Raw genomic sequence first — 22627 nt, forward strand, 5'->3', positions numbered from 1 at the left:
CCTTCTGAATATGAAGAGGAATCTCTATAAAAATACAAAAGATTCTTCACTGCATTTCATTCCATTCAGAATGACAATGCGCCTTATCAATCAACTAATTTTTATCCAGTTTATTATACTTCTTCATCAAATTCTCATAAGTTCCCTGTGGAAGAATCCATTTCAAAGGAACCCCGATTTTCTGCCCGAATTTACCAAAATAATAATGTGCTTTCCATTTATTTTTTGCTAAAAGTTTTTCAATGTATTCTGCTACTTCCAAAGGTTCTGTTCCGTCATTCACGTGAGAGTTCATCAGCGCATACACTTTGTCAAAAACATTTTTGTAAGGTTGGGAAACCTGTGCAATCACTCTATTGTCTGCAATATTGGTTTTAATATCTCCCAAATGCAGCGAACATACATCAATATTCCATGGGTAGACTTCATACCTCATCGCTTCCGTTACTTTATCCAATGCAGATTTGGAAGCCGAATAAAATCCGCGGAAAGGCAGCCCCATTTCACTTCCGATACTGGAAACATTGATGATTTTTCCAAATTTGTGCTCACGCATATTCGGAAGAACAGCACTCATCATCTGTACAGGTCCGGCAAGATTAAGGCTGAACAATTTCAGAATATCTTCTTTCGTAGAATCTTCCACTGCTCCTACCATTCCCATTCCGGCATTATTGATCAGAACATCAATTTTGCTTTCTGTTTTTAAAACTTCAGCAACAGCATTTTGAACTGCAGTATTGTCTGTCACATCAGTTGGGATCGATTTGAAGTATTGGCTTTCTGTATGCTTTCTGCTGAATCCGTATACTTTATGTCCTTTTTTACCAAAATATTCGGCTAAAGCAAACCCGATTCCTGATGAGGTTCCTGTTATAATGATGGTCATTGAATTCGTATGATTTTTAATGTTTTTATTTTTCTTCTGATACCAGTGAGACGTTTTTAAAGGTCTGGATTCAAAAGTAAAATCTATTTTCAGCAAATGTAAAAAAAGAAAAACGAACTCAGGGATAGATAATATCTGAAAATTAGTGATATTATTTAAATAATAAAGTTTTAGAAAAATTATCTATATTTAATTAATTAAAAACAAAGTGGATAGTGAGAAAAAATCACTTTAATTTTACCAGCTATGTGCAGGCTTTCTATGGAATTAAATAATACAAGATATAATTGTGTACAGATGAAACTGATATTTATATTATTATTAATCACTGGTTCTTCTTTCAATGCTCAGGAAGTCATCCGTGAGAAAGATGGTACTGTTATTATGATAACCCATTGCGCAAGAAAGTATGCAAGGGATACACTCGCTTATCTTAAAGAATTTGAAGTAGCTAAAGATAGATATATTGGGAAACCTTTCTCCATATTGCTAAGCGATATGACATTGGTACAACCCAAGACGGTATCGTCTGAGTTCCATGGCAGAAAAAAAAATATAACACCAGGTTCTATGTTTAAATTTTCTCCAAGAAAGCCAGGTGTGGGTAATCCTGCAACTTTATTGATACGTTGGCAAGAACCTGTCCCAAGAGATCAAACAAAATATTACGAGCAAAAGAACAGTTTCTATTTTACCACTGAAGAAAAGAATTTCTATGGAAATAAGATCGTAAAGGATATCATTGTATTTAGATGAATATTCTAAGCAATATATTTATATAAAAATAGCTTCCAATTTTCTGGAGGCTATTTTTATAAACTAACTTCTTATTTGTATTTGCTGTAAACTTAAAATAAACTTAATCTCAATCATGCATGGATTATTTGAGGAATGATTACTTTTAATTACATATGTTGTTGAAATACAGTTTTTTAATTTCTTTTTGTGGTAGCGGGTATCTTAAAAAAGCTAAAATTTCTTAATAAAAACATAAGGAAACCTTAATGAGTGGTGGGAGCAGGCTGTTCTAATTTTGCACCTAATCAAAAAGGAGATCATGAATGTATTTAAAATCCCTGTATCCGTAACGTATTTAACGGGAAGGGTATTACTTATTGGTGCAATATCAGCTTCACCGATGTTCCTCGCTCAGAAAAAAGACAGCTTAAAAGAAAAATCCATCGACGAGATTGTTGTGGTTGGCTACGGAACACAGAAAAAAAGTAAAGTTTCCGGTGCTGTTTCGGAGGCTTCGCTGGATAAGCTAACTTCCAGATCTTTGTCCGGAGTAGGAGAAGTTCTTCAGGGGAAAGCTCCCGGAGTAACTGTAGTGAACGAAGGTGGAGATCCTAACGGAGCACCTAAGGTAAATATTCGTGGTTTGGGAGGGATCAATGGTGAAACTCCTCTGTATGTAGTAGATGGAGTAGTTTTCAATGGAACACCTTCTATTAATCCCAACGATATTCAGGATATTTCTGTGCTTAAAGATGCTTCTGCAGCTATTTACGGAGCGAGATCTTCCGGAGGGGTTATTCTTATTACCACTAAAAAAGGAAAAAAAGGAAATCTTACGGTAGATTTTGATGTTAAATACGGAGTAAACCAGGCATGGAGACTGAAAGAATCCCTGAATGCAGCAGAATTCCAGGACGTGATGTACAAAGCCTATGAAAATGCCGGGAAGCTGGGAAGTTTACCCATGGCTTTTAATCCCAATCAATATCCGGACGGAAGAATTACCAGAACAGACTGGATGAAAGAAATTTTCAGAACAGGAACTATTCAGGAATACAATGTAAATCTAAGCGGAGGAAGTGAAAAATCCAGATATTTTGTGGGCATGAATCACAGAAGTCTTGAGGGGATTTTATTGAATACACAGGCAAAACGATACAATTTCAGAGTCAATTCTGAACATAAAGTAAAAGACTGGCTGACGATCGGAGAAAATATGTACTATAATTACTCTGACGGAAACACAGCAGATACTAAGAGTGGCTATACAGGAGCTTTGGTTGCTGCCATGTACTATCCGCCCAATGTTCCAGTATATACTTCCAGCGGTGCTTTTTCAGGATTGCCCATTGATGTGGCTGGTGGATATGGAGATATGATCAACCCGGTGGCGTATCTTAAAAGAATCAGCATCAGAAACCCTACCCACGAGATTTTAATCAACCCTTATGCTGAAATTACACTGGCAAAAGATTTAAAATTCCGTTCCAATTTCTCACAGACTTTTAAACTGGGAGATGTAAAGAACTTTACGTACAGAGTACTGGAAGTAGGGAAAATTTTTGATACCAATAATTTAGAATACCAATCCAATAATTCATCTACAGCACTTGCTGAACAGTTGTTGACTTATAAAATATCAGCAGGAAAACATAATTTTGATTTCCTTGGAGGTTTTACGTTCCAGAAAACAATTGATGATGGTTTTGTGGCAAAATCGTATGACTTCAGAAGTGAAGCTGAGGTTTTCCAGCATCTTCAGAATGCTGCAGATACCAATAAAGATGTTTCGAGTTACAGATTCAAGCAATCTTTGGTTTCTTATCTGGCGAGAGTAAACTATGATTATGCAGGAAAGTATATCGTAAGTTTATTGGGAAGACGTGATGGTTCTTCACTCGTAGCAAAACAGAACAGATTTGCCAATTATTATGCAGTTTCCGGTGCCTGGGTGGTTTCGAAAGAAAACTTTATGCAGGATATTTCATGGCTTTCAAGTCTGAAACTGAGAGGGAGTTATGGTATTCTGGGGAATCTTGGAGGGATTTCGCCACAGGCTGTGAATCCATTGATGACCAGAGATAATAATGTTATTTTCGGTCAGGATCCTTCTCAGAATATTGCTTATTATGCAACCACACGTCCGAATCCGGATCTGAAATGGGGGAAATCTGAACAGACCAACTTCGGGGTTGATGCTTCATTCCTTCACAACAGCCTTTCCTTACAGTTCGATTACTTTGTGAAAAATTCCAAAGATCAGATCTTTAATGTAAGCTTACCCAGTACAGCAACGTATAATAATCAGTATGTGAATGCGGGATTATTCCAGGATAAAGGATACGAATTGGGAATCAATTATAACAAGGTGATTTCAGATGATTTTACTTTCTCAGTTGGAGCTACAATGAGTCAACTAAAAAATACGGTGAAGCAGCTTGCCAATGTGGATGAGATCTTTATCAATGATAATGGAGTAAGAGGCGTATTGAAACCAACCCGTGTGAAAGTAGGTGATCCTCTGTATTCTTTCTATGGTTATAAGACGGGAGGAATTTTCCAGACTCAGGAAGAAATCAACAATTATAAAGATGCCAACGGAAATCTTATCCAGCCCAATGCTAAACCGGGAGATATCAAATTCCTGAAGAAAGAAGGAAATACAGGAGTACTTAATAATAATGACTTTGTCAATCTTGGAAGTCCATACCCTAAGTTTTCTTACGGATTCTCTTACAACATGACCTGGAAAAATTTTGATCTTAACTTATTCTTCCAGGGGGGATACGGAAATAAAATATTCAACGGAATGAAGTTTATTTCCTTGAACCCGGGTGGAACAGGGCAGAACTACAATATGGACAGAGATATCCTGAATGCATGGACACCTCAGAATACGAATACTGATATTCCAAGGCTGGTACATGGTGATCCAAGTGGTAATTATTCCAAAGTATCAGATTTCTATGTGGAGGATGGATCTTACTTAAGACTGAAGAACCTTACCATCGGGTATTCATTACCGAAAGAATTGTACAGAAAACTGGATGTAAACAAAGTGAGAATTTATATGACTTCCAACAACCTGTTTACCATAACGAAATATACAGGATTTGATCCTGAAGTAGGGATGAACTCTTACGGAGTTGATACCGGAAGATATCCTCAGGCACGCTCATTCATCTTTGGAGTGGAGATCGGATTATAATTTTTTAACCAACAAAAAGTAAAAGAAATGAAATTTTTCAATAAAATATTGTTAGTATCAGGAATATCAGTAATGCTTCTGTCATGTACAGGAGAACTGGATGTTCAGCCGGAAGGAACCCCTACGGAAGCCAGTTTCTGGAAAACGGAAAACGACCTTATTACCGGAGCAAATGCGATGTATAAACCATTATTTGATGGTGAATTTTATGGAAGAGGGCTGTTCTGGTTTATCAATGCCAGTGATGATATGGTAACGGGAAGAGCAAAAAGTGAGGCAGATAATGCAAAAAACTTCAGCAGCAATTATATCGCAGCAGGAGATCTTGAAACCCAATGGAACAAAAGATACAATGTGATTGGAGTGGCCAACCGTGTGATCCGTAATGTTGATAATATTCAGACTTCGCAGGCTACCAAAAATAAATATCTTGGAGAAGCTCTGTTCATGAGCAGCAGAATGTATTTTGAACTGGCCTATTCTTACGGAAATGAAAAAGCAGGAGTTCCTATCATAGATCGTTCAAAAGACCCGGATACCAACCCGATTCCAAGAGCGGCTAACGTCATGGAAAACTATACTTACATTGTGAATGACCTGAAAAGAGCTGCCGAATTATTACCTACACAGGCAGAACTTCCTGCAAAGGATTATGGAAGACCTCATAAAGCGGCAGCTTGGGCATTGTTAGCAAAAGTATATCTGTTTATGAAAGACTGGAAGAATGCAGAATTCTGGGCTAATGAAGTAATGACGAAAGGAAACAGAGCCTTATTAGGTAATTTCGCAGATGTTTTTAAATCCGAAAATAACTACAGCTCAGAATATATCTGGTCAATCCCTGGAACTACAAAGTTTACAGCCTGGGGAAGTATTCTTCCGGGAGTAATGCTTGAAAACAAAGGATGGGGAGAATATAACGGATGGGGATACTTCCAACCGACTAAGGAATTGTTTGATGAATATGAAACCGGAGATCTTAGAAGAAGTGCTACCATTCTTAAAATAGGAGACAAATTTACCTTTAACGGAAAAGAAAGAACATACGCTTCTACCAATTCCCTTACCGGATATCAGTTCAATAAATATATGGATGCCTTCAAATATGAGCTGAAAAGTGGTCACGTGAGTGCCAACGGAGATTATCCGTGTACAGACCTTGCCGTTCCGATTATGCGTTATGCTGAGGTTATTCTGATCAAGGCAGAAGCTTCACTTATGCAAGGGAAATCTGCAGACCAGGAAATCAATATGATCAGAGTACGTGCAGGCTTACCTGCAAAAAACGGATGTACACTGGCTGATCTGAAACATGAAAGACGTTGTGAACTGGCGGGTGAATGGGCGGACAGACACAGAGACCTTGTACGTTGGGGAGATGCACAGGCAGCGTATGCGAAACCTCTGCACGGTATCAATGGACAGGTAGTCTGGGCAGCAAGAAACTTTAATCCGGCTGTACATAATGTTTGGGCAGTTCCACAGTCTGAAATCGTAAACAGTCACGGGATCATTAAACAAAATGAAGGCTGGTAAAATTTTAATCTTTTTATATATAAGTCACTATATCATTACAGAACCTTCTGTGGTGATATAGTTTTTTCAAAGGTATGGAGATAGGTTGTTTCATCTGACCTAAAAAAATAATGATATACGAATGAAATTATCAAAAATATTAGCTGTATTAGCTCTGGCTGCCTTTTCTGAAAATCAGGCACAAAATTATTTAAATTATAATGTAGGGAATGCACATTCACATAATGATTATATGCAGGAGATCCCTTTCTGGCAGGCTTACTATGCTCAATTTGGATCTATCGAAGCTGATGTTTTTCTGGTAAAGGACAAACTTTGGGTGGCCCATACTGAAAAAGAACTTTCCGCAGATCGAACGCTGGAAAATCTTTATCTCGATCCGATTTCAAAACAGATTAAGTTGAATAAAGGATATATTTATTCTGATGTCAATAAAAAGCTTCAGTTGCTGATTGATATTAAGCAGGATTATAAAACAACACTGGCGGCTTTGGTGAGTACTTTAAAGAAATATCCTGAGATCACAGAAAATCCGGGAATTAAAATTGTCATTACCGGTGGAAGGCCTCAACCGGCAGATTTTAACAACTATCCCAATTATCTTTACTTCGATGGAGATCTTGATAAAAACTATTCTGCAGATCAGCTGAAAAGAATCGGAATGTTCAGTGCAGATCTTCCGGGATTGGTAAAATGGAACGGAAAAGGAATTCCAAGGGATGAAGAAACACAAAAAATCAAAATTGCAGTAGACAAAGCACATGCTCAGCAGAAACCTGTTCGTTTTTATGGTGCTCCGGATTTCCCGAATGCCTGGGTAAACCTGATGGATTTAGGTGTAGATTATATCAATACTGATCATATTCCGGATCTTAAAAAATTCATGAACACCATTCCGAAAAATTTTTATAAGAATACAAAGGAATACGCTACTTATACTCCGACTTATCAATCAGACGGTGTGGAGAAAAAGGTAAAGAATGTCATCCTTCTGATTCCGGACGGAACTTCTTTACCACAATATTATGCTGCTTTTACGGCGAACAAAGGAAAACTGAATGTTTTCAACATGAAATCTACAGGGCTTTCCAAAACCAATTCATCCAACGCTTACATTACAGATTCAGCACCGGGTTCTACAGCTTTTGCAACCGGTGTAAAAACTAAAAATACTTTTGTAGGAGTTGACGATATGGGAAAAGCATTAGCTCAGATTCCTGACATTATTGCTGAAAAAGGAATGATGTCCGGTTTGATTTCCACAGGAGATGTTACAGATGCTACTCCTGCAGATTTCTATGCTCACTCGGATAACAGAAACAGTTCAGAGCCTATTTTGAAAGATTTTGCGACTTCAAAGACAAAAATCCTGATCGGTGGTCCTACAAGCGGATTGTCTCAGAAGAATCTGCAGAAATTCAAAGAAGCAAAAATCGATTTGTATCAGGATCTGAAATCTGTAACTAAAATTAATAACAGAACCCTTATTATTGATCCTTTGGCTTCACAAAGAATCAGCAATGGAAGAGGGAACTGGCTGGCAGATACTTTTGATCTTACTTTAAATGATTTAAAGAACAATAAAAAAGGATTCTTTATGATGGTTGAAGCTTCACAAACTGATGGCGGAGGGCATAGCAATAATATAGAACAATTGGTTACAGAATTACTGGACTTCGATTATGTTGTGGGGAAAGCAATGAAATTTGCTGATGAAAATAAAGAAACTTTGGTAATTGTGGTGGGAGATCATGAAACAGGAGGTTTAACGCTATTGGACGGAAGTCTGGAGGATGGCTGGGTATTTGGAAACTTCAGTACGAATGATCATACCTCTATTCCGTCGAGTGTTTTTGCTTATGGCCCCAATTCAAAAGAATTCACAGGATTGTTTGAAAACACTGAGATTTTCAACAAAATACTTGCTGCTTACGGAATTAAGAAATAGCTTTTAATTTATACTTTTACTTTTGCAAAGAGAGGTTGCTTCGTTTTCGAAGCAGTCTTTTTTTGCGTGTTTAATTTAGAAATCCCTCAGATTTCACAAATTAAGCAGATGTTTGCGGATAATCTGTGTTATTTGTGAAATCTGAGGGAAATAAAAGCAGAGAAAAATTCAAAAAGGCTGCCCCAAAAAGAGAGACAGCCTTTGAGTATATCTAACAAATAATAATTTAGAAATTCGTTTTAACAATTAATTCAGAAAGCTCAGCATTCACAAAGTCAATCGGCATGATACCGAATGATCCCTGAGTATTGTTTTGGAAGAATGTTTTAAGTCTTGGATTAATATTATTGGATACCGTAGGAATACTTGGGATACCGAAGATTCCAGGTTTATATCCACTGGTAAAATTCACGAAAAGTTTACCATTCGTATTATTTTTAGCTTCATTAAGAAGACTGGAAATCCCATTCCATTTATCGTCATTATTAGTTACTTTATAATAATCCTGCACTTTCAACTGTACCCCGGAATTGTTGATGTCAAAAGTAGTATTATCTGCCCATGGTGAAGCGTTGATTCCTTTGGTTGTTCCTGAAGAGAACCTTCTTAGTAACTTGATCTTTCCTCTAACAGAACCCAATGTAGGAATGTTTGCTCCAAGATCCCACTTAGAAGGATTTTTCTGTACATAAGCATCAAAAGTCTGTTCAAAACTTCTGGTGTTGTTGGAAGGATCATATTCTTCCTTTACAGACATGATAATTGTTTCTGACGGATGGCTGTTAAGAAATGCATAGCAGGCATTAAGCACATCATCAAAATTCAGATTTTGGTAAATCGCTCCGTGATGAATAGCGAAAGCGTTATCAATATGTCTGCAACGTATATCCAGAAAACGAACTCCGGCATTCAGTTGTTCTGCAATGCTGAGGTCTTGGGTTTTTGCAGTACCTGATAGAACCGGGGGATCTACACGTGCTCCGGAATCATGAGTTCCGGGAATTGAGATTTTTGAAATGGAAATGTTATCCTGAAGACCAGACATCCAGCTATTCATGGAAATAGGTAATAATGATGCTTTATTAGCTGTTTTTGCTAAAGAAGCTAGATTATTTTCGTTGGAATCTCTTTCGAGAAGGCTGTCATTGGAACAGGAAAAAAAGACAGATGCAGTAACCACCCCAAGTGTGATCGCTGTCATACGTTTCATGCTTTGTTTGAACATAGTTTTTTTATTTTTAAAGTAGCTTAAAAATAAGAATATATCAAAGCACTAGGAGTTAATTTAACTTTAAGAGATGATTAAGTTGGTATAAAGTCAGGGAGCTGGAAGAAGAGAAATTGATAAGAGTTAAAAGTATTCCTATTTAAGGAGAATGTATTTACAATGAAAGCGGCTATGATAGATCAACCGTCCCGCAGTAACCTCAAGCATCCAGCTTCATGCTTCCATCCTAAAATATAAAGTTCTCTTTCAATCCGGGTATTTTAAATTGATGTTCCCCGATTTTAAAATCACTCATTTTGATGAGGTTCTGAAGTTTGTAAGTAAACTCTTTGTGAGTGTTTTCAGGGATTTTGGCATCATCATCACAGGATGAATATTCTTTGTCAATAATAACTTTGCCTGTTGAAAAATTGATTTCATGGGTGAAGCTGAAATCACAGGTATCTTCAAAATGATCATGAGATCCGATCAGATAAAAATCTCCGTTTTGAAATCTGAAAGTATGTTGGTATTTCTGAGTATGTCTTGAATTGGTAAAAAAGGTTTGTCCAATATGAAGACTGTTATTTTTTATGGTGATCTGAAGCGTATTGTCTGAAGGATAGAATCCGGTTCCGCTTGAAAAAAGAATGCTGGAATTTTCCTTCCATACTTTCAGACCGCCATTTTCATTTTTCAGAATATAGAAAACCCTTTTGTAATCTGCGGTATTTTCGAGGTTTTGGTCGTCTGATGCCTTTATGTTGGTGTTAAATACCAATACTGTTTCATCTTTTCCGTCTTTATCAAGATCGCCTTTGGCTTCTGCAATCCGGGTATACCCTTTTGGAACCGAAAAGTTTTTCAGATTCTGAGCAGATAAAATCGAAACGGCTAAAACAAGCAAAAAGGAAAAGAAAGTTTTCATTATTATGAGATAGAATTAAAATGTGGTAATCCGAAATAAAAAACATTTTCAAATTACCACACTTTTATATTGTTAAATTAATGAGTCAGTATACTTTCAAGATCTCTCCAGAACATCGGATAAGACTTTTCTACTACATCTTCGTCTTCAATATTCAGTTCTTTAATTAGACAAAACGGAGCAAAACTCATGGCCATTCTGTGATCCTGGTACGTTTTGATTGAAATATTGTCTTCAGATTCTCCAAAACTGATGGATTGAATGGTTAAATCTGTGATTTCTGTTTCTGTCCCCAGTTTTTTAAGCTCATTATATAAGGCAAGAAGTCTGTCGGTTTCTTTTACTCTTAAGGTCCCCAATCCGGAAATGTCAAAAGGAATTTTTAAAGCAGCGGCTGTTACACAAAGCGTTTGTGCAATATCCGGGCAGTCGTTCATATCCAGAATAATTTTTTCGGGGAAAGAAAAATCAGGCTGAGGTTCAAGCGTTAGTTTATGCTCATCTTCTGAAAACGTAGTTTTGATTCCGAAAAACTTTTCGTAGATATTAGCAATGGCTGAATCTCCTTGTGTGGATTCTTTGTAAAAACTTTTCAGATGAATTGTTTCTCTTCCCAATGCACAGATAGAGTAGAAGTAGGAAGCCGAGCTCCAGTCACTTTCCACTTCATAATGTACAACCTCAGCGTTATTCTCAGGAGTAAAAGGTTCTACTTTGATGATATTACCTTCAAAACTGCTTTGGATTCCAAATCTGGTCAGGATATCAAGCGTCATTTCAATATAAGATCTTGAAGTAACATCACCTACAAGGTTAATCACCAATCCGTTTTCAAGTTTTCCTGCGATAAGAAGCAGAGAAGTGATAAACTGGCTGGAAATATTGGCAGGAACATTCACAGAAGTCTGAGCAATCTTTCTTCCTGTAATTTTTAAAGGAGGAAATCCTTCGTTTTCCATGTATTCAATTTCAACTCCAAGATCTCTCAAAGCACTTACCAGATTTTTGATCGGTCTTTCCTTCATTCTTCCCGAACCTGTAAGAATAGTAGTCTTTCCTTCCTGAATAGAATAATAAGAAGTAAGAAAACGCATTGCAGTTCCCGCGTGATGAATATCTACCACATCGGTATTCTCAGATAAAGCTTTTTTCAGCAACTGAGTATCCTGAGAATTGGATAAATTCCCGATTTTTATATTGTTAAACAGGCTTTCCAGAATCAATAAACGATTCGAAATACTTTTCGAACCGCTGATCTGTACTGTTTTATCACCTGATAATTTTGATTTTTCTAGCTTCATTATGATCTACATTATCTTAAAAAAATAATGAGTTACAAATTGATGTATTATTTATAACCCATCATTTATTATTATTTCAATTTTTCGTTGTTCTGATGCCGGTCTTTATCACGGTCTGTTTTGATTTTCATTTTTCTGTCGAAAGCGTCCTGTAGGTTGACTCCGGTTTGATTGGCTAAACATAATGTTACAAAAAGCACATCTGCCAGTTCTTCACCAAGATCTTTATTCTTATCACTTTCCTTTTCACTTTGTTCGCCATATCTTCTGGCAATAATTCTTGCTACTTCGCCTACTTCTTCTGTCAGCATTGCCATATTGGTAAGTTCATTAAAGTATCTTACCCCAATGGTTTTGATCCATTCATCTACCTGCTGTTGCAACTGAGTAATTTCCATTATTGATAAGCTCCTAAAGTTGGGTTGGTCGTTCTGGATACATTCACAATATCAAAAGGTACTGTTGCTGCTACTGCTGTATTTCCTTTTCCAAGAGCTGGTGAACCGGGTTTTACCCTTAAATTCATTTTAGCCATAAAATAATTGACAAACTGAGGCTCCGCATTCTTCACCGTTTGTATCACATTCGGATTGTTATCAAAAGTGAAACCTGCTCCGGTGGCACTCGTATATTTGATTAATGAATTTTGAAGTAAGAATTCAAACTGCTGTCCCGGAGTTTGTTCAAAATGAACAGCATCCTCCCTGTCGGAATATACAATACTGTTTTTGATGTCAAGCAGCTGCAAAGCTCCTTGTTGGGTCTGCCCTGAATCATTTTTCCATTCATTGGCGGCAAAAATTCCTGCTCTGTCAAAAGAGCTCATTGTTTTAGAATAGTTCGCAATCGTAGCATGAGTATAGCTGTGTTTTCCGCCCAGGAAAATCCCTACACAGGATAAACCACAGTTGTTCATCACAAGATTGTTCGCATTCACGGTAGAACCTACAGCATAGATTCCATATTCAAAGAAAGTGTGGATGAAGGAATTGGTAATGGTAGCATTGGTTTGCTTCATATCCAGTCCTCTTGTACCTCCGAAAAGTCTTGCATGGTTCATCTTAAGGGTAGAATTGGCTTCCATTTTAATAGAATTCCAGTTTTTAGGAATTGTATCATAATAAGGATCATTTCTGTCACCACGAAGAATAACCTGATTGGCCTGAGTTCCGTTGATATTTAAGACCGCTCCGGAAGAGACTTTCATTCCGCTGTTTTTGTGGAAATAAACTTTAGTTCCGGCGTTGATATCAAGAGTTACACTTGGATTGATCGTAAGATTTCCGTAGATGATCTTTGCTTTATTGTTATTCCATGTGGTGGAACTGGTAATTACATTCGGGTTGCCAGGCGTCTGAATAAAAAATTCAGCATCCTGAACCACAGAAAATAAAGTTACGTGTTGTTGCCCGCCAGGACTTGTGAAAAGAACCTTGTCTTCTGCAATGGCTTCCGGTCCTGTAGCTTCCGGAGCAATTTCAACAAAAATATAAAGGCTGTCTTTCTTTCTTAAAGGAACATTTTTAAAATCATATCCCGGTTTTCCATCTACATTGATCCTATATAATGAAGAAGCTCCTTTTTCAAGGTTCACTCTTGGAATCATGATATCCTTATCTTCATTATTATATACTTTCACAACATAAGTTTCTGACCGTACCTGATGATATACCGTATCACAAAATACCGTATCTCTTGAGAAACGCAGTTCCTGTGAAGGACTATCAAACGTTATGTCATCTTTATTACATGATACTGCTACAAGTAACATCCAGAAGGAAAAAGCCAGTAATAATTTGAATTTCATTGAAATTAAAGTTTAAGTAAGTTCCAAATTTAACGAAAATACTTTGAATTTCTTATCAATAAAAAAATATTGAATTCAGTATTTGGAATTTAGAAAAAATGTTGTATTTTTGCAACCTAAAATTTAGCAGAGAAATATCCATTACTATTTCGAAAGCAAACTTAATTTTTTTAAAAATAGTATTATGAAAAACGGAATCCACCCAGAAAATTATAGACTTGTTGTTTTCAAAGATATGAGTAACGACGAGGTGTTTCTTTGCAAGTCTACTGCAGAAACAAAAGACACTATCGAGTATGAAGGACAAGAGTATCCTCTAATCAAAATGGAAATCTCTTCAACTTCTCACCCTTTCTACACTGGTAAAGTAAAACTAGTTGACACTGCAGGTAGAGTTGATAAGTTCATGAACAAGTATAAAAAATTCGCTAAGTAATTTTTATACATTTAAAATATTAAAGTCTTCCAATTTTTGGGAGACTTTTTTTATTGTAAATTTGTTGATCTTGAACATAAACCTTAAACTTAAAAACTGAATGATGCAGTTAGTATTTTCAGACGCACAATATTGGGAAGACTTTCTTCCGCTTACTTTTACACGCCCGGTTGCAGCAATGCGATGCGGAATTCTTACCTTCTCAGAAAGATGGCAGAAAATCCTTGAAAATACTGAGGTAACTTACTTCACAGAAATGTATCTTCAGGATAAATTTAAAAGCCCGGAGGAAAAAGAAAGTCTTTTTTTAGTTCCTAATTTCCTTCCTACGGAAACTGTAATTCAACAGATTAAAGACCTTAAGCAGGGAGAAGCGTTGGTTTATGAAGACGAACTGATCGCTGCTAAAATCAATATGAAAGGGTTTTCACTGAACCAGATTGAAAAAATGACGGATATCAAGGAAGAACTTGTTTTTTTCAAAAGACCGAAAGATCTGTTTTCTTATAACCATCAGGCGATTGATTTTGATTTTGAATTACTGACTAAAGGAAGAACTTCACAGGAGCTATCTTCTACGAACGGATTCTTAGGAGATAAAAAAGACCTGTTTATTGAAGAAGGTGCTGAAATTGAATTTTCTACTCTGAATACTAAAACAGGAAAAATTTATATCGGAAAAAATGCAGAGATCATGGAAGGATGCCATCTGCGTGGCCCTATTACATTAGGAGAAGATTCCAAATTCAACCTTGGCGCTAAAATTTACGGAGCTACTACTATCGGTCCTCACTGTAAAGTAGGGGGAGAAGTGAATAATATTATCATTTTCGGATATACAAGTAAAGGGCACGAGGGTTTTATTGGAAACTCTGTGATAGGAGAGTGGTGTAACTTCGGTGCTGATACCAATTCTTCCAATCTTAAAAATAATTACAGTCATGTAAAACTCTGGAACTACAGAACCAAAGTATTTGAAGATACAGGCTTGCAGTTTGCGGGCTTGATTGTAGGGGATCATTCCAAAACGGCTATCAATACCCAACTGAATACAGGAACGGTAATTGGCGTTGCTTCCAATATCTTCAAACCAGGCTTTCCCCCTAACCTTGTGGAAAATTTTTCGTGGGGCGGATTGAAAGACGATGAAAGATTCAAACTTGATAAAGTATATGAAGTCGCAGAAAGAGCCATGGCGAGAAGGAAAGTGGCTTTAACAGAAGAGGATAAAGCAATCTTGAAACATATTTTTGATACGTATTAAATTAAAAATAAACCCCTCAGAATTTTTTTGAGGGGTTTGTTTTTTAGTTTGAATATAATAATTGTAAACTATCCAGATACCCTTTCCCGGAAATAATTTCTGCTTCTCTATCTTTGAAAAAGAAGTATTGATAATTGGGATTTTCTTTTTTCAACTTATCAAATTTCTTTTCACTCATACTCTTCCCATTAAAATAATAGTAATCAGGTGGGTTTTCAGATGTTACTACTACAGCTCCTATTTCTAAATATCGATGCTGAGACTCAATCTGAAATTCTTTCTCATTTATTTGTTCTTTTTTAGAGAAAATAATTGAGGTATTTTCGTAAATATCGGCATTTATTGTATTTGGTACTTTTCTGTCGGGATTTTTATAGGTTTCATCATTTAATTTATCAAAATCAAAGTACAAAATATTTTTTCTTTCAATTAATTCGTTTGGTATTTCTAAAGTAAAATTTCCGTTTTCATCAGTTATTGTTTTTATATATTTTGATTTACAAATGAAGAATACTTCAGCATTAGATATTTCCTTGTTTGTTCTTTTAAAGATCAGTTTTCCCGAAACTTGTGTGATTGTTTTTGCTTTTTGTTCAGTGGTAATCTCAGAATTGTTTTTAGTTTGCGCCTGAACAAAAGTAAGATTGGTAATTAAAATAATTCCTGCAGCAGCTAAAGCTAATGATCGTTTTGAAATTCTTCCGCAGATTTCCTGCCCATTAGCCATGTGAAGAATTTCATTAATTTGGGTATCTGTTTTCTCCGTAAAATCTACGACACATTTAGAACATTTCTCACAGAATTTTCCGGAAGGAAAGTCTTGCATATTTTCCCAGTTTTCAGGGCAGGGGTTTGGGATTTTAATTTGGTTTTTCATAATTTCTCATCAATAATATTCAATTTCTCTCACCCATTTATAAAGATCTTTTCCGTCCACATTCTTAATCGTTTCTATCCAGTTTTTTTGTTTGTCAAACTTATATTTGAAAGTTATTAATTTAGGAACTATGTTTTTATCTTCCATCCCGATTTTATTAAGGTAAGTCATATTGGTGATATAATTACCTTTATATTTAAAGCCTCTTTCAAATATAATTTTATCATTATAATACATGGTCTGTCTCTCCAGTTTTTGATCCTTAGTATAAATATATACAGTAGATTGTGTTGTTCCATTATCATTAATATCTTCTTCCCTCACTTTTTTTCCATTCTCAAATACAACGGATGAAGATATTTTTCCATTTTTGAATCCTGTTTGCTTTACTAAGTTTCTAAACTCATCATATTCATATTTATAATGTCCGTTTAAGGATATTTTTTTATTTTGATAATCACTTTTATAATCAAAAAATTTCTCCTCAATTATTTTAAAGTCGTTATTATAGATTTTTACACGGCTTAATTTTTTATGATAAATGGAATCTTTGCCTTCGGTGTAGGAACGTTCCCCTACTTTTTTCCAAATATCATTTGTAATGGCAAAAATACTGTCTGTTTTTGTTATGCTATCAAACTCTGTAACAAATAAGGGTTCGTAACTTTCATAATTAAATGTAAATTTTTCTATAACATTTTTTCTTTTGTAATAGGATTCTGCAAATTTTGGGGTTTTATTATCTTTTTCGTAAAAATAATGAGAAGCAATATCTGAATATCTATTTTGGGATTTTTTTATTGTTAATCTGTTTAAATGATCATATTGATAATTATAAAGATCAACAGTATCTCCTGATCTGTAATACCATATTTCTTTTACAATTTTCCGGTTTCTATTATAATAAGTTTCGTTATTAGTATATCTGCAAAAATAGGTTTCAAACCAGGAGCCTTCCATGCTTTTTCTTAAATTTTCAGGAGTCATTTTTGTTGCGTGACCGTATTCATCGTCTCCCTTCATAAATGTATAGGGACCGGAATTATCCAGAAAAATGACATTTTCTTTTACAAATTTAGGTTTCCCCAAAATTGAATCTTTAATGACCTGAGAAGATGAAAATATAGATGAAAAAATAAGAAAAAGTAATAAAGCTCTCATTATTTGTGATATTATTAAACTGGAATATTACTGTTTTGTAAAAATTAAACCCTTTGTTTCAGGAAGGTAAATTTTTATATCTGTTCCCGGAGGACACTTGCTATCATCAAGAATAATATCATTAGGTCGATATTCCCATGATATTTGAGTAGGATTTATTTTTTTTAAATAAATATCACCCCATCCAACTCCACAATTAGTACCACCATAATATAGTATTAACATATTACTTGGTTCTATCCAACGACTATATATAGTATGTTTAAATTGGTTTGGAGAGAATGTTATATTCTTCGTATCTTGAAGTATTACTCCCGAAGTATTCTTTATAATAAACTTTACAGATAGCAAATCTTTATAATATTTATATTTACTAACTTCAAACAGTACATGAGTCTGTTTGCTTATGTATAATGTAACTTGTTTATCTTGAAAATTAGCTGTATAATTTCCAATGAATGAATCTAATTCGTTATTAGTATCTCTCAAATATGAATAATTAGGTACTTCCGAATAATCAGTTTTTAAAGGGTATTCTTGTGCTTTGCAAGATAACACATAAAAAAAAGCAAATATTAATATTATTCTATTCATAATTTTTCTTTTTAAGAACAAGGGTTTCCAGTGATTGTTCCATCGTTATTTTTAGTTACGTTTTTTATTACTCCATCACTTTCTATTCTTTGAAGATTTATCTGTCCTTCAAGTCCCATATCTGTTAATATTTTGAAGAATAATTTTTCATATCCTTCATAATTATTAGGTTTATACATAGTATTTCTCATACTCATTAAGTCTTTATAATGATTTAAATCATCCTGTGAAAAAGTTTTTACAGCATTCTCATAAGTGCCACTAAACATAATAACATAATGCATACCATTCGTAGCTACCATTCCCAAATAAGCATTATTTACATTTTCAGCATTAGAAGTAGGCTGTGCTCTTGCAAAGCCTAAAAGTTGGTCAATATCATTTGGTGATAACATTGGTATTCCTGTAGGGGTATGGTTGTGATAACCTCCTACATAACCTGTCTTGTCACCAAAATTTACATAGTGGTCCCCTCCAGGGATTATTCCTGATGTAGTTCCATCAGCTTTTATCATAACTCCTATTTCATCACCTTTTTTAGACTGTGCTTTAAGTTCATTAATTTTTGCCTGAACTTGAGGATTTGTTAAAATACTTTTCGTCTTTTCACAAGGATTTTTTTCCTCTGGCGGATCCGGGTACTCATAACCACTCCCACCTCCGTCATCCATCCCAATAGGATCAAATGTTTTGGGTGTTGTGCCGGGTATCCATTTGCAAATCGTTTCTGATGTTGTATAAGGAATGCAATTAGGTTCTTTGTCCGTGCATCCTATGGTAATCCATCTGGTGCTACACTGAAAAACTGGAGTGTTCCTGGACGAGGTTGAGTTTTGAGAATCTGTTTTCTCTCCGTAATCGGTGATCTTGGAAAAAATAACAGCATGGAAGAAATCAATTTTACCTTTGTCTTCTTTTTCAAAAAAATAGACTTTATTTCCTTCTCTTACAGCTTCCATCAGCAAAACTACTCTGTTATCTTTTACTATAGGAACCAAAAGATAGCTTTCTCCAAACTGGCCGAAAGTCATGGCATAATCCCAGTACAGATCCCCATATCTGTTTTTTACGTGCTCCATATTGGCTACTTTCATAAATACCTGTTGTACCTTATTGATGTACACTTCGTCTTCCTTCCAGAAACTCTTTGATGCAAATCTTGCTGAAGAATTATAAGAACGTTGCTGAGAAGAATCTTCTGTAGAGAATTCTTCATTCCGGCAGCACCATAAGGTAGATAGAATGGTAAGCAGAAAGCATAGCCGGAAAATAGTTTTTTTCATCATTAGCATTTAGTTTTTATGGTGTTAAATATATAAAACTTTTATAACTCTACAAATGTGTGAATAATAAATTAAAATAATAGAGTGTAGAATTACGGGTTTCCGTAATGTATAGTATCTTTTGGGAAAGAAATATTGTGATTTTGAAGTAGTTTGGCTCAGGGAGTATTGGGTCAAAAAATAAAAAATATCAAAATTTTTCAAAGTTTTTTTATTTTTGATGTAATAGATAAGTAATAGCAACTGTCTTACCTATAAGAAACAAAACTCATGACCCAAGAAACTTTCAAGAATACGGTGTTTATTCTCAAAGACGAGATGTATCGTTTTGCGAAGCGGTTTGTCATGAGCAGTGATGAAGCAGAAGATGTAGTACAGGATCTCATGATGAAGTTTTGGCAGAAGAGGGATGAGCTTGAGCAATTCGGGAATTTTAAATCCTATGCGCTGAAGTCTGTCCGGAACGAATGCCTGAACCGCCTGAAGCATCATGATGTAAAGATCGGCTTTGCGGATATGCAGCTTCATCGCTCGGAGCTTTACAGTATGGAAGTTGATAACCTTAAGGAACATATTGTAGGATTTATCAATCAGCTCCCTGAAAAACAGAAGATGGTCATCCACTTGAAAGATGTAGAAGAGTATGATGTTTCCGAAATTTCTGAAATGCTGGAAATGGAGGAAAATGCAGTAAGGGTAAACCTGATGCGTGCGAGACAAAAAGTAAAAGAACAAATCTCACAACTGATGAGCTATGAAAAAAGATCAATTACAAGATAAATACAACGAAGTCTTCCTGGATATTAAGGAAGAAAAAATGGACTGGAGTTTTGAAGACTTTCTTCAGACTGCAGAAGGTGCGGAGCCTGAACAGAATATGGCACCTATCATCCCACTGGGCGAAAAAAAGAAACCTTCTTTCCCCAAATGGTTCTGGATGGCCGCCAGTGTAATGCTGGTTTTCGGTATCGGCTTATTTATTAATTATAATAATTCCAGGACAGCAGATGCCCTGGATAGAGAAAAACTGGTAAAAGACGAGATCTTAAAACAGAAATCCGGGTTCATTGAAGAAAACAGTGATCATCAGGAACAGGTTGCCGTGAATCATACAGATTCTATTTCCGGAGTGAAAAAAGATTCTGTTTTTCAGGATAACCAGGTGGCAGAAAAAGATGTTATGGACGAAATTCTGCCCAAAAGAGGAAGGCTTAAAAAAGAAAGAAAACCTAGATATGTTGATAATTCTTCCTTCCCGAATAAAAATTTAAATGATTCTGCAACAGCTTATAATGACTCTTATGTCATTGTAAACGGAAAAAGAATTAGTAGTGAAAAAGAAGCCCTGGATGTTACACGATACTCCTTTATGAAATTAGGAAACGAGTTTAAAAAAACAGTAGCATCTTCCCAAAAAAATGAAAATCTTGACAGCGAATACTAAAAATCAGATCAATCTCATGAAAAAAATATTTTTTATAATAGCCATAATGCTAAGCAGCTTTGCAACATCTTCTGCACAGACTGACAAACTGAACAAGCTTTTTCAGGATTTTGAAAAAAATGGAGGAGTAACATCCATCAATATCAAGAAGCCAATGTTCAAACTACTGAATACCATTGATGTTAATGATGCTTACGTAGGAAAGATAAAGCCAATTTTGAACGAAGTAGAAGGGTTGAAAATTCTGATTATCCCCAAAATCACTTTCCCCGATCGTTTAAAAGATGAAAATCTTGCGAATATAAAAATGAACGAAGAGAAGACAGATCGGGTAAACAAAGCTTTACGATCCCTGAATTTTAATGAACTGATGTCCATGAGCAGTGACGGTACTTCCATGAAATTTCTGGCCGAAGAGGAAAAAGATAATTATCTGGAAAATCTTGTGTTCAATGTGGATTCCAAAGAAGAGAATATTATATTTATTCTTAATGGAAAAATGAAACTGTCAGATGTAAACAAAATCATTAATTCCGGTGAAACAATTACTTCTTCTGTGACAAGTACCATGAAAAGCAGCCTTACTTCGGAGAAGGAGAATACATCTTCTTACCTGAATGGAGATAGCAGAAATGTAGGTGAGTTTTCAAAAATAGATGCCAGCGTGGGAGTAAATGTTACCTTCAAGCAGGAAAATACCAGAAGTGTAAAAGTAATTGCCGATGCTGATAAACTTAAATATGTCATCACCAAAGTGGAAAACGGAGTGCTAAAAATATATGTAGATAATAAAGGCGTTCGAAATCTGAGATTTAAAAATCTTAATGTGAACGTTTCTGCTCCTAATCTTCACGGTATAAAAACTTCATCGGGAAGTATTTTTACAGCTGTGGATCCTGTTAATGAGAACAGCATGGAAATTGATGCGGAATCAGGTTCTATTATTAAAGGAGCTTTCAATGTTAGACAGGCTGCCGCTGTTGTAGTGAGCTCTGGTGCTGTTTTGAATGCTGAACTTGTCACGCAGAAATTGGCTCTGGATACTTCAAGCGGAGCAAGTGTAAGGCTATCCGGAGAAGCTGTTTCTGCAGTAATAGAAACCAGCAGTGGTGCTTCGTGCAAGGCCGATGACCTTAAGATTACCACGGCAGTAGCAGAATCTACTTCGGGAGCAAGTCTTTCCTTACTTGTTACAGACAAATTAAAAGTAAGTGTTTCTTCAGGAGCTGATGTCAAATTGAAAGGAAATCCTGAGCTGGATGCCAAAGTGGACAAGATTTCGGGAGGAAGCCTCAGACAAATCAAATAAAAAAAACTAACCTATGAAGACTCTTAAAAACATTTTTCTCATGATTCTGACAATCGGGCTGATGCAGTCGTGTATTGTTTCAGAAAAGCCGAATATAGATTTTTTTCAGAATTCAAAATATGATTTCAAGGGCGCACAGTTTGCAAGTATTAATGTGCCTATGGTTTTAGCTAAATCTTATATTAAGAAAGCCCTTAGAGAAGAAGGAGAAAGTGAAGAGACGATAGATCTGGTTAAGAAAGCCTCTAAAATAAAAGTCCTTACTGTAACCAATGGGAATAAGGAAATGTTAAACGACTATGCCCAGTTTTTGAATAACAATCATTATGAAGAGTGGGCTACCATAAAGCATGATGGAGAGGATGTCAACATTAGAGTAAAACAGGACGGAGAGATCATTAAAAATATGCTGATCACCGTAGGTTCCAGTAAGAATGAAATGGTATTTGTAGATGTAAAAGGTAGCTTTACGGCTAATGATATTTCAAAAATGATTAATTCTGTTTCTGATAAATAACCATATCACCTCAAATATTCAAACTGGATGAAAATGGAAACCTCATAAATGACCTTCAATGTTCATATTTAACATATAAATAAAGTAGTTTCAAACTTATTCAATTATTTTGTACCATAACCGTTCTGATAAAAGGACGGTTTTTTGATTTAAGTTATTGATTATTAATTTTTATTTAAA

At 35.5% G+C, this 22627-nt stretch carries 20 protein-coding genes; 10 read left to right on the forward strand and 10 right to left on the reverse strand.

Annotated elements, in window-relative coordinates:
- Nucleotides 1–94: 94 nt before the first annotated feature.
- Nucleotides 95–889, reverse strand: coding sequence for an SDR family oxidoreductase (locus REB14_RS04290; RefSeq protein WP_309521597.1), 795 nt, complete (start codon nucleotides 887–889; stop codon nucleotides 95–97).
- Nucleotides 890–1186: 297 nt separating this feature from the next.
- On the opposite strand from REB14_RS04290, the gene REB14_RS04295 reads away from it, so the two are divergent.
- The 4 genes from REB14_RS04295 to REB14_RS04310 all read left to right on the forward strand — a co-directional run bounded on the left by REB14_RS04295 (nucleotide 1187) and on the right by REB14_RS04310 (nucleotide 8319).
- Complete coding sequence (locus tag REB14_RS04295; RefSeq protein WP_309521598.1) at nucleotides 1187–1645, forward strand: hypothetical protein; 459 nt, start codon at nucleotides 1187–1189, stop codon at nucleotides 1643–1645.
- Between the two features lie 301 nt (nucleotides 1646–1946).
- Complete coding sequence (locus tag REB14_RS04300; RefSeq protein ID WP_309521599.1) at nucleotides 1947–4835, forward strand: SusC/RagA family TonB-linked outer membrane protein; 2889 nt, start codon at nucleotides 1947–1949, stop codon at nucleotides 4833–4835.
- Nucleotides 4836–4862: 27 nt separating this feature from the next.
- The gene (locus REB14_RS04305) at nucleotides 4863–6371 is read left to right on the forward strand and encodes a RagB/SusD family nutrient uptake outer membrane protein (protein WP_309521600.1); all 1509 of its coding nucleotides are present in this window, start codon (nucleotides 4863–4865) and stop codon (nucleotides 6369–6371) included.
- 121 nt (nucleotides 6372–6492) lie between these two features.
- Nucleotides 6493–8319, forward strand: coding sequence for an alkaline phosphatase (locus REB14_RS04310; protein ID WP_309521601.1), 1827 nt, complete (start codon nucleotides 6493–6495; stop codon nucleotides 8317–8319).
- A gap of 226 nt (nucleotides 8320–8545) precedes the next feature.
- Here REB14_RS04310 and REB14_RS04315 read toward each other — a convergent pair whose 3' ends face one another.
- From REB14_RS04315 to REB14_RS04335, 5 genes are all read right to left on the reverse strand, one after another.
- Nucleotides 8546–9544, reverse strand: a complete 999-nt coding sequence (locus REB14_RS04315; RefSeq protein ID WP_309521602.1) for a phosphatidylinositol-specific phospholipase C — start codon at nucleotides 9542–9544, stop codon at nucleotides 8546–8548.
- A gap of 229 nt (nucleotides 9545–9773) precedes the next feature.
- Entirely contained in the window at nucleotides 9774–10454 is a 681-nt protein-coding gene (locus REB14_RS04320) for a hypothetical protein (RefSeq protein WP_309521603.1), read from the reverse strand.
- A 77-nt stretch (nucleotides 10455–10531) separates the two neighbouring features.
- Nucleotides 10532–11755 carry a 3-phosphoshikimate 1-carboxyvinyltransferase gene (locus REB14_RS04325; RefSeq protein ID WP_309521604.1) on the reverse strand — a complete coding sequence of 408 codons (1224 nt, stop codon included), beginning with the start codon at nucleotides 11753–11755 and terminating at the stop codon, nucleotides 10532–10534.
- 71 nt (nucleotides 11756–11826) lie between these two features.
- Complete coding sequence (locus REB14_RS04330) at nucleotides 11827–12153, reverse strand: nucleotide pyrophosphohydrolase (protein WP_034692883.1); 327 nt, start codon at nucleotides 12151–12153, stop codon at nucleotides 11827–11829.
- Nucleotides 12153–13562, reverse strand: a complete 1410-nt coding sequence (locus tag REB14_RS04335) for a hypothetical protein (protein WP_079243393.1) — start codon at nucleotides 13560–13562, stop codon at nucleotides 12153–12155. Before REB14_RS04335 ends, REB14_RS04330 begins: the two co-directional genes overlap by 1 nt.
- A gap of 184 nt (nucleotides 13563–13746) precedes the next feature.
- Here REB14_RS04335 and REB14_RS04340 point away from each other — a divergent pair, with 184 nt between their 5' ends.
- Both REB14_RS04340 and REB14_RS04345 read left to right on the forward strand, forming a co-directional pair.
- On the forward strand, nucleotides 13747–13998 hold the full coding sequence (locus tag REB14_RS04340; RefSeq protein ID WP_002976190.1) for a type B 50S ribosomal protein L31: 252 nt from the start codon (nucleotides 13747–13749) through the stop codon (nucleotides 13996–13998).
- A 103-nt stretch (nucleotides 13999–14101) separates the two neighbouring features.
- Complete coding sequence (locus tag REB14_RS04345) at nucleotides 14102–15262, forward strand: GlmU family protein (RefSeq protein WP_309521797.1); 1161 nt, start codon at nucleotides 14102–14104, stop codon at nucleotides 15260–15262.
- 43 nt (nucleotides 15263–15305) lie between these two features.
- On the opposite strand, the gene REB14_RS04350 is transcribed toward REB14_RS04345, so the two are convergent.
- The 4 genes from REB14_RS04350 to REB14_RS04365 are packed head-to-tail and all read right to left on the reverse strand — an operon-like array spanning nucleotide 15306 to nucleotide 19180.
- Nucleotides 15306–16139, reverse strand: a complete 834-nt coding sequence (locus REB14_RS04350) for a peptidase associated/transthyretin-like domain-containing protein (RefSeq protein ID WP_309521605.1) — start codon at nucleotides 16137–16139, stop codon at nucleotides 15306–15308.
- 9 nt (nucleotides 16140–16148) lie between these two features.
- Nucleotides 16149–17300, reverse strand: coding sequence for a hypothetical protein (locus tag REB14_RS04355; RefSeq protein WP_079243390.1), 1152 nt, complete (start codon nucleotides 17298–17300; stop codon nucleotides 16149–16151).
- A 27-nt stretch (nucleotides 17301–17327) separates the two neighbouring features.
- Nucleotides 17328–17894, reverse strand: a complete 567-nt coding sequence (locus REB14_RS04360; RefSeq protein WP_309521606.1) for a DUF6705 family protein — start codon at nucleotides 17892–17894, stop codon at nucleotides 17328–17330.
- An 11-nt stretch (nucleotides 17895–17905) separates the two neighbouring features.
- Entirely contained in the window at nucleotides 17906–19180 is a 1275-nt protein-coding gene (locus REB14_RS04365) for a hypothetical protein (protein ID WP_309521607.1), read from the reverse strand.
- 267 nt (nucleotides 19181–19447) lie between these two features.
- On the opposite strand from REB14_RS04365, the gene REB14_RS04370 reads away from it, so the two are divergent.
- The 4 genes from REB14_RS04370 to REB14_RS04385 are packed head-to-tail and all read left to right on the forward strand — an operon-like array spanning nucleotide 19448 to nucleotide 22447.
- Nucleotides 19448–19957, forward strand: coding sequence for an RNA polymerase sigma factor (locus tag REB14_RS04370; RefSeq protein WP_002976192.1), 510 nt, complete (start codon nucleotides 19448–19450; stop codon nucleotides 19955–19957).
- A complete protein-coding gene (locus REB14_RS04375; protein WP_309521608.1) occupies nucleotides 19932–20621 on the forward strand; it encodes a hypothetical protein in 690 nt (229 codons plus the stop codon). Before REB14_RS04370 ends, REB14_RS04375 begins: the two co-directional genes overlap by 26 nt.
- A gap of 16 nt (nucleotides 20622–20637) precedes the next feature.
- Complete coding sequence (locus REB14_RS04380; protein ID WP_309521609.1) at nucleotides 20638–21930, forward strand: DUF4252 domain-containing protein; 1293 nt, start codon at nucleotides 20638–20640, stop codon at nucleotides 21928–21930.
- Nucleotides 21931–21943: 13 nt separating this feature from the next.
- Nucleotides 21944–22447, forward strand: coding sequence for a DUF4252 domain-containing protein (locus tag REB14_RS04385; protein ID WP_309521610.1), 504 nt, complete (start codon nucleotides 21944–21946; stop codon nucleotides 22445–22447).
- The last annotated feature ends 180 nt before the right edge of the window (nucleotides 22448–22627 follow it).

The organism is Chryseobacterium metallicongregator (assembly GCF_031324065.1).
Taxonomy (GTDB): domain Bacteria; phylum Bacteroidota; class Bacteroidia; order Flavobacteriales; family Weeksellaceae; genus Chryseobacterium; species Chryseobacterium metallicongregator.

Coding starts and splice junctions, on each gene's coding strand:
- REB14_RS04290 (WP_309521597.1), bottom strand. CDS start 889: ATGACCATCATTATAACAGGAACCTCATCAGGAATCGGGTTTGCTTTA.
- REB14_RS04295 (WP_309521598.1), top strand. CDS start 1,187: ATGAAACTGATATTTATATTATTATTAATCACTGGTTCTTCTTTCAAT.
- REB14_RS04300 (WP_309521599.1), top strand. CDS start 1,947: ATGAATGTATTTAAAATCCCTGTATCCGTAACGTATTTAACGGGAAGG.
- REB14_RS04305 (WP_309521600.1), top strand. CDS start 4,863: ATGAAATTTTTCAATAAAATATTGTTAGTATCAGGAATATCAGTAATG.
- REB14_RS04310 (WP_309521601.1), top strand. CDS start 6,493: ATGAAATTATCAAAAATATTAGCTGTATTAGCTCTGGCTGCCTTTTCT.
- REB14_RS04315 (WP_309521602.1), bottom strand. CDS start 9,544: ATGTTCAAACAAAGCATGAAACGTATGACAGCGATCACACTTGGGGTG.
- REB14_RS04320 (WP_309521603.1), bottom strand. CDS start 10,454: ATGAAAACTTTCTTTTCCTTTTTGCTTGTTTTAGCCGTTTCGATTTTA.
- REB14_RS04325 (WP_309521604.1), bottom strand. CDS start 11,755: ATGAAGCTAGAAAAATCAAAATTATCAGGTGATAAAACAGTACAGATC.
- REB14_RS04330 (WP_034692883.1), bottom strand. CDS start 12,153: ATGGAAATTACTCAGTTGCAACAGCAGGTAGATGAATGGATCAAAACC.
- REB14_RS04335 (WP_079243393.1), bottom strand. CDS start 13,562: ATGAAATTCAAATTATTACTGGCTTTTTCCTTCTGGATGTTACTTGTA.
- REB14_RS04340 (WP_002976190.1), top strand. CDS start 13,747: ATGAAAAACGGAATCCACCCAGAAAATTATAGACTTGTTGTTTTCAAA.
- REB14_RS04345 (WP_309521797.1), top strand. CDS start 14,102: ATGCAGTTAGTATTTTCAGACGCACAATATTGGGAAGACTTTCTTCCG.
- REB14_RS04350 (WP_309521605.1), bottom strand. CDS start 16,139: ATGAAAAACCAAATTAAAATCCCAAACCCCTGCCCTGAAAACTGGGAA.
- REB14_RS04355 (WP_079243390.1), bottom strand. CDS start 17,300: ATGAGAGCTTTATTACTTTTTCTTATTTTTTCATCTATATTTTCATCT.
- REB14_RS04360 (WP_309521606.1), bottom strand. CDS start 17,894: ATGAATAGAATAATATTAATATTTGCTTTTTTTTATGTGTTATCTTGC.
- REB14_RS04365 (WP_309521607.1), bottom strand. CDS start 19,180: ATGATGAAAAAAACTATTTTCCGGCTATGCTTTCTGCTTACCATTCTA.
- REB14_RS04370 (WP_002976192.1), top strand. CDS start 19,448: ATGACCCAAGAAACTTTCAAGAATACGGTGTTTATTCTCAAAGACGAG.
- REB14_RS04375 (WP_309521608.1), top strand. CDS start 19,932: ATGAAAAAAGATCAATTACAAGATAAATACAACGAAGTCTTCCTGGAT.
- REB14_RS04380 (WP_309521609.1), top strand. CDS start 20,638: ATGAAAAAAATATTTTTTATAATAGCCATAATGCTAAGCAGCTTTGCA.
- REB14_RS04385 (WP_309521610.1), top strand. CDS start 21,944: ATGAAGACTCTTAAAAACATTTTTCTCATGATTCTGACAATCGGGCTG.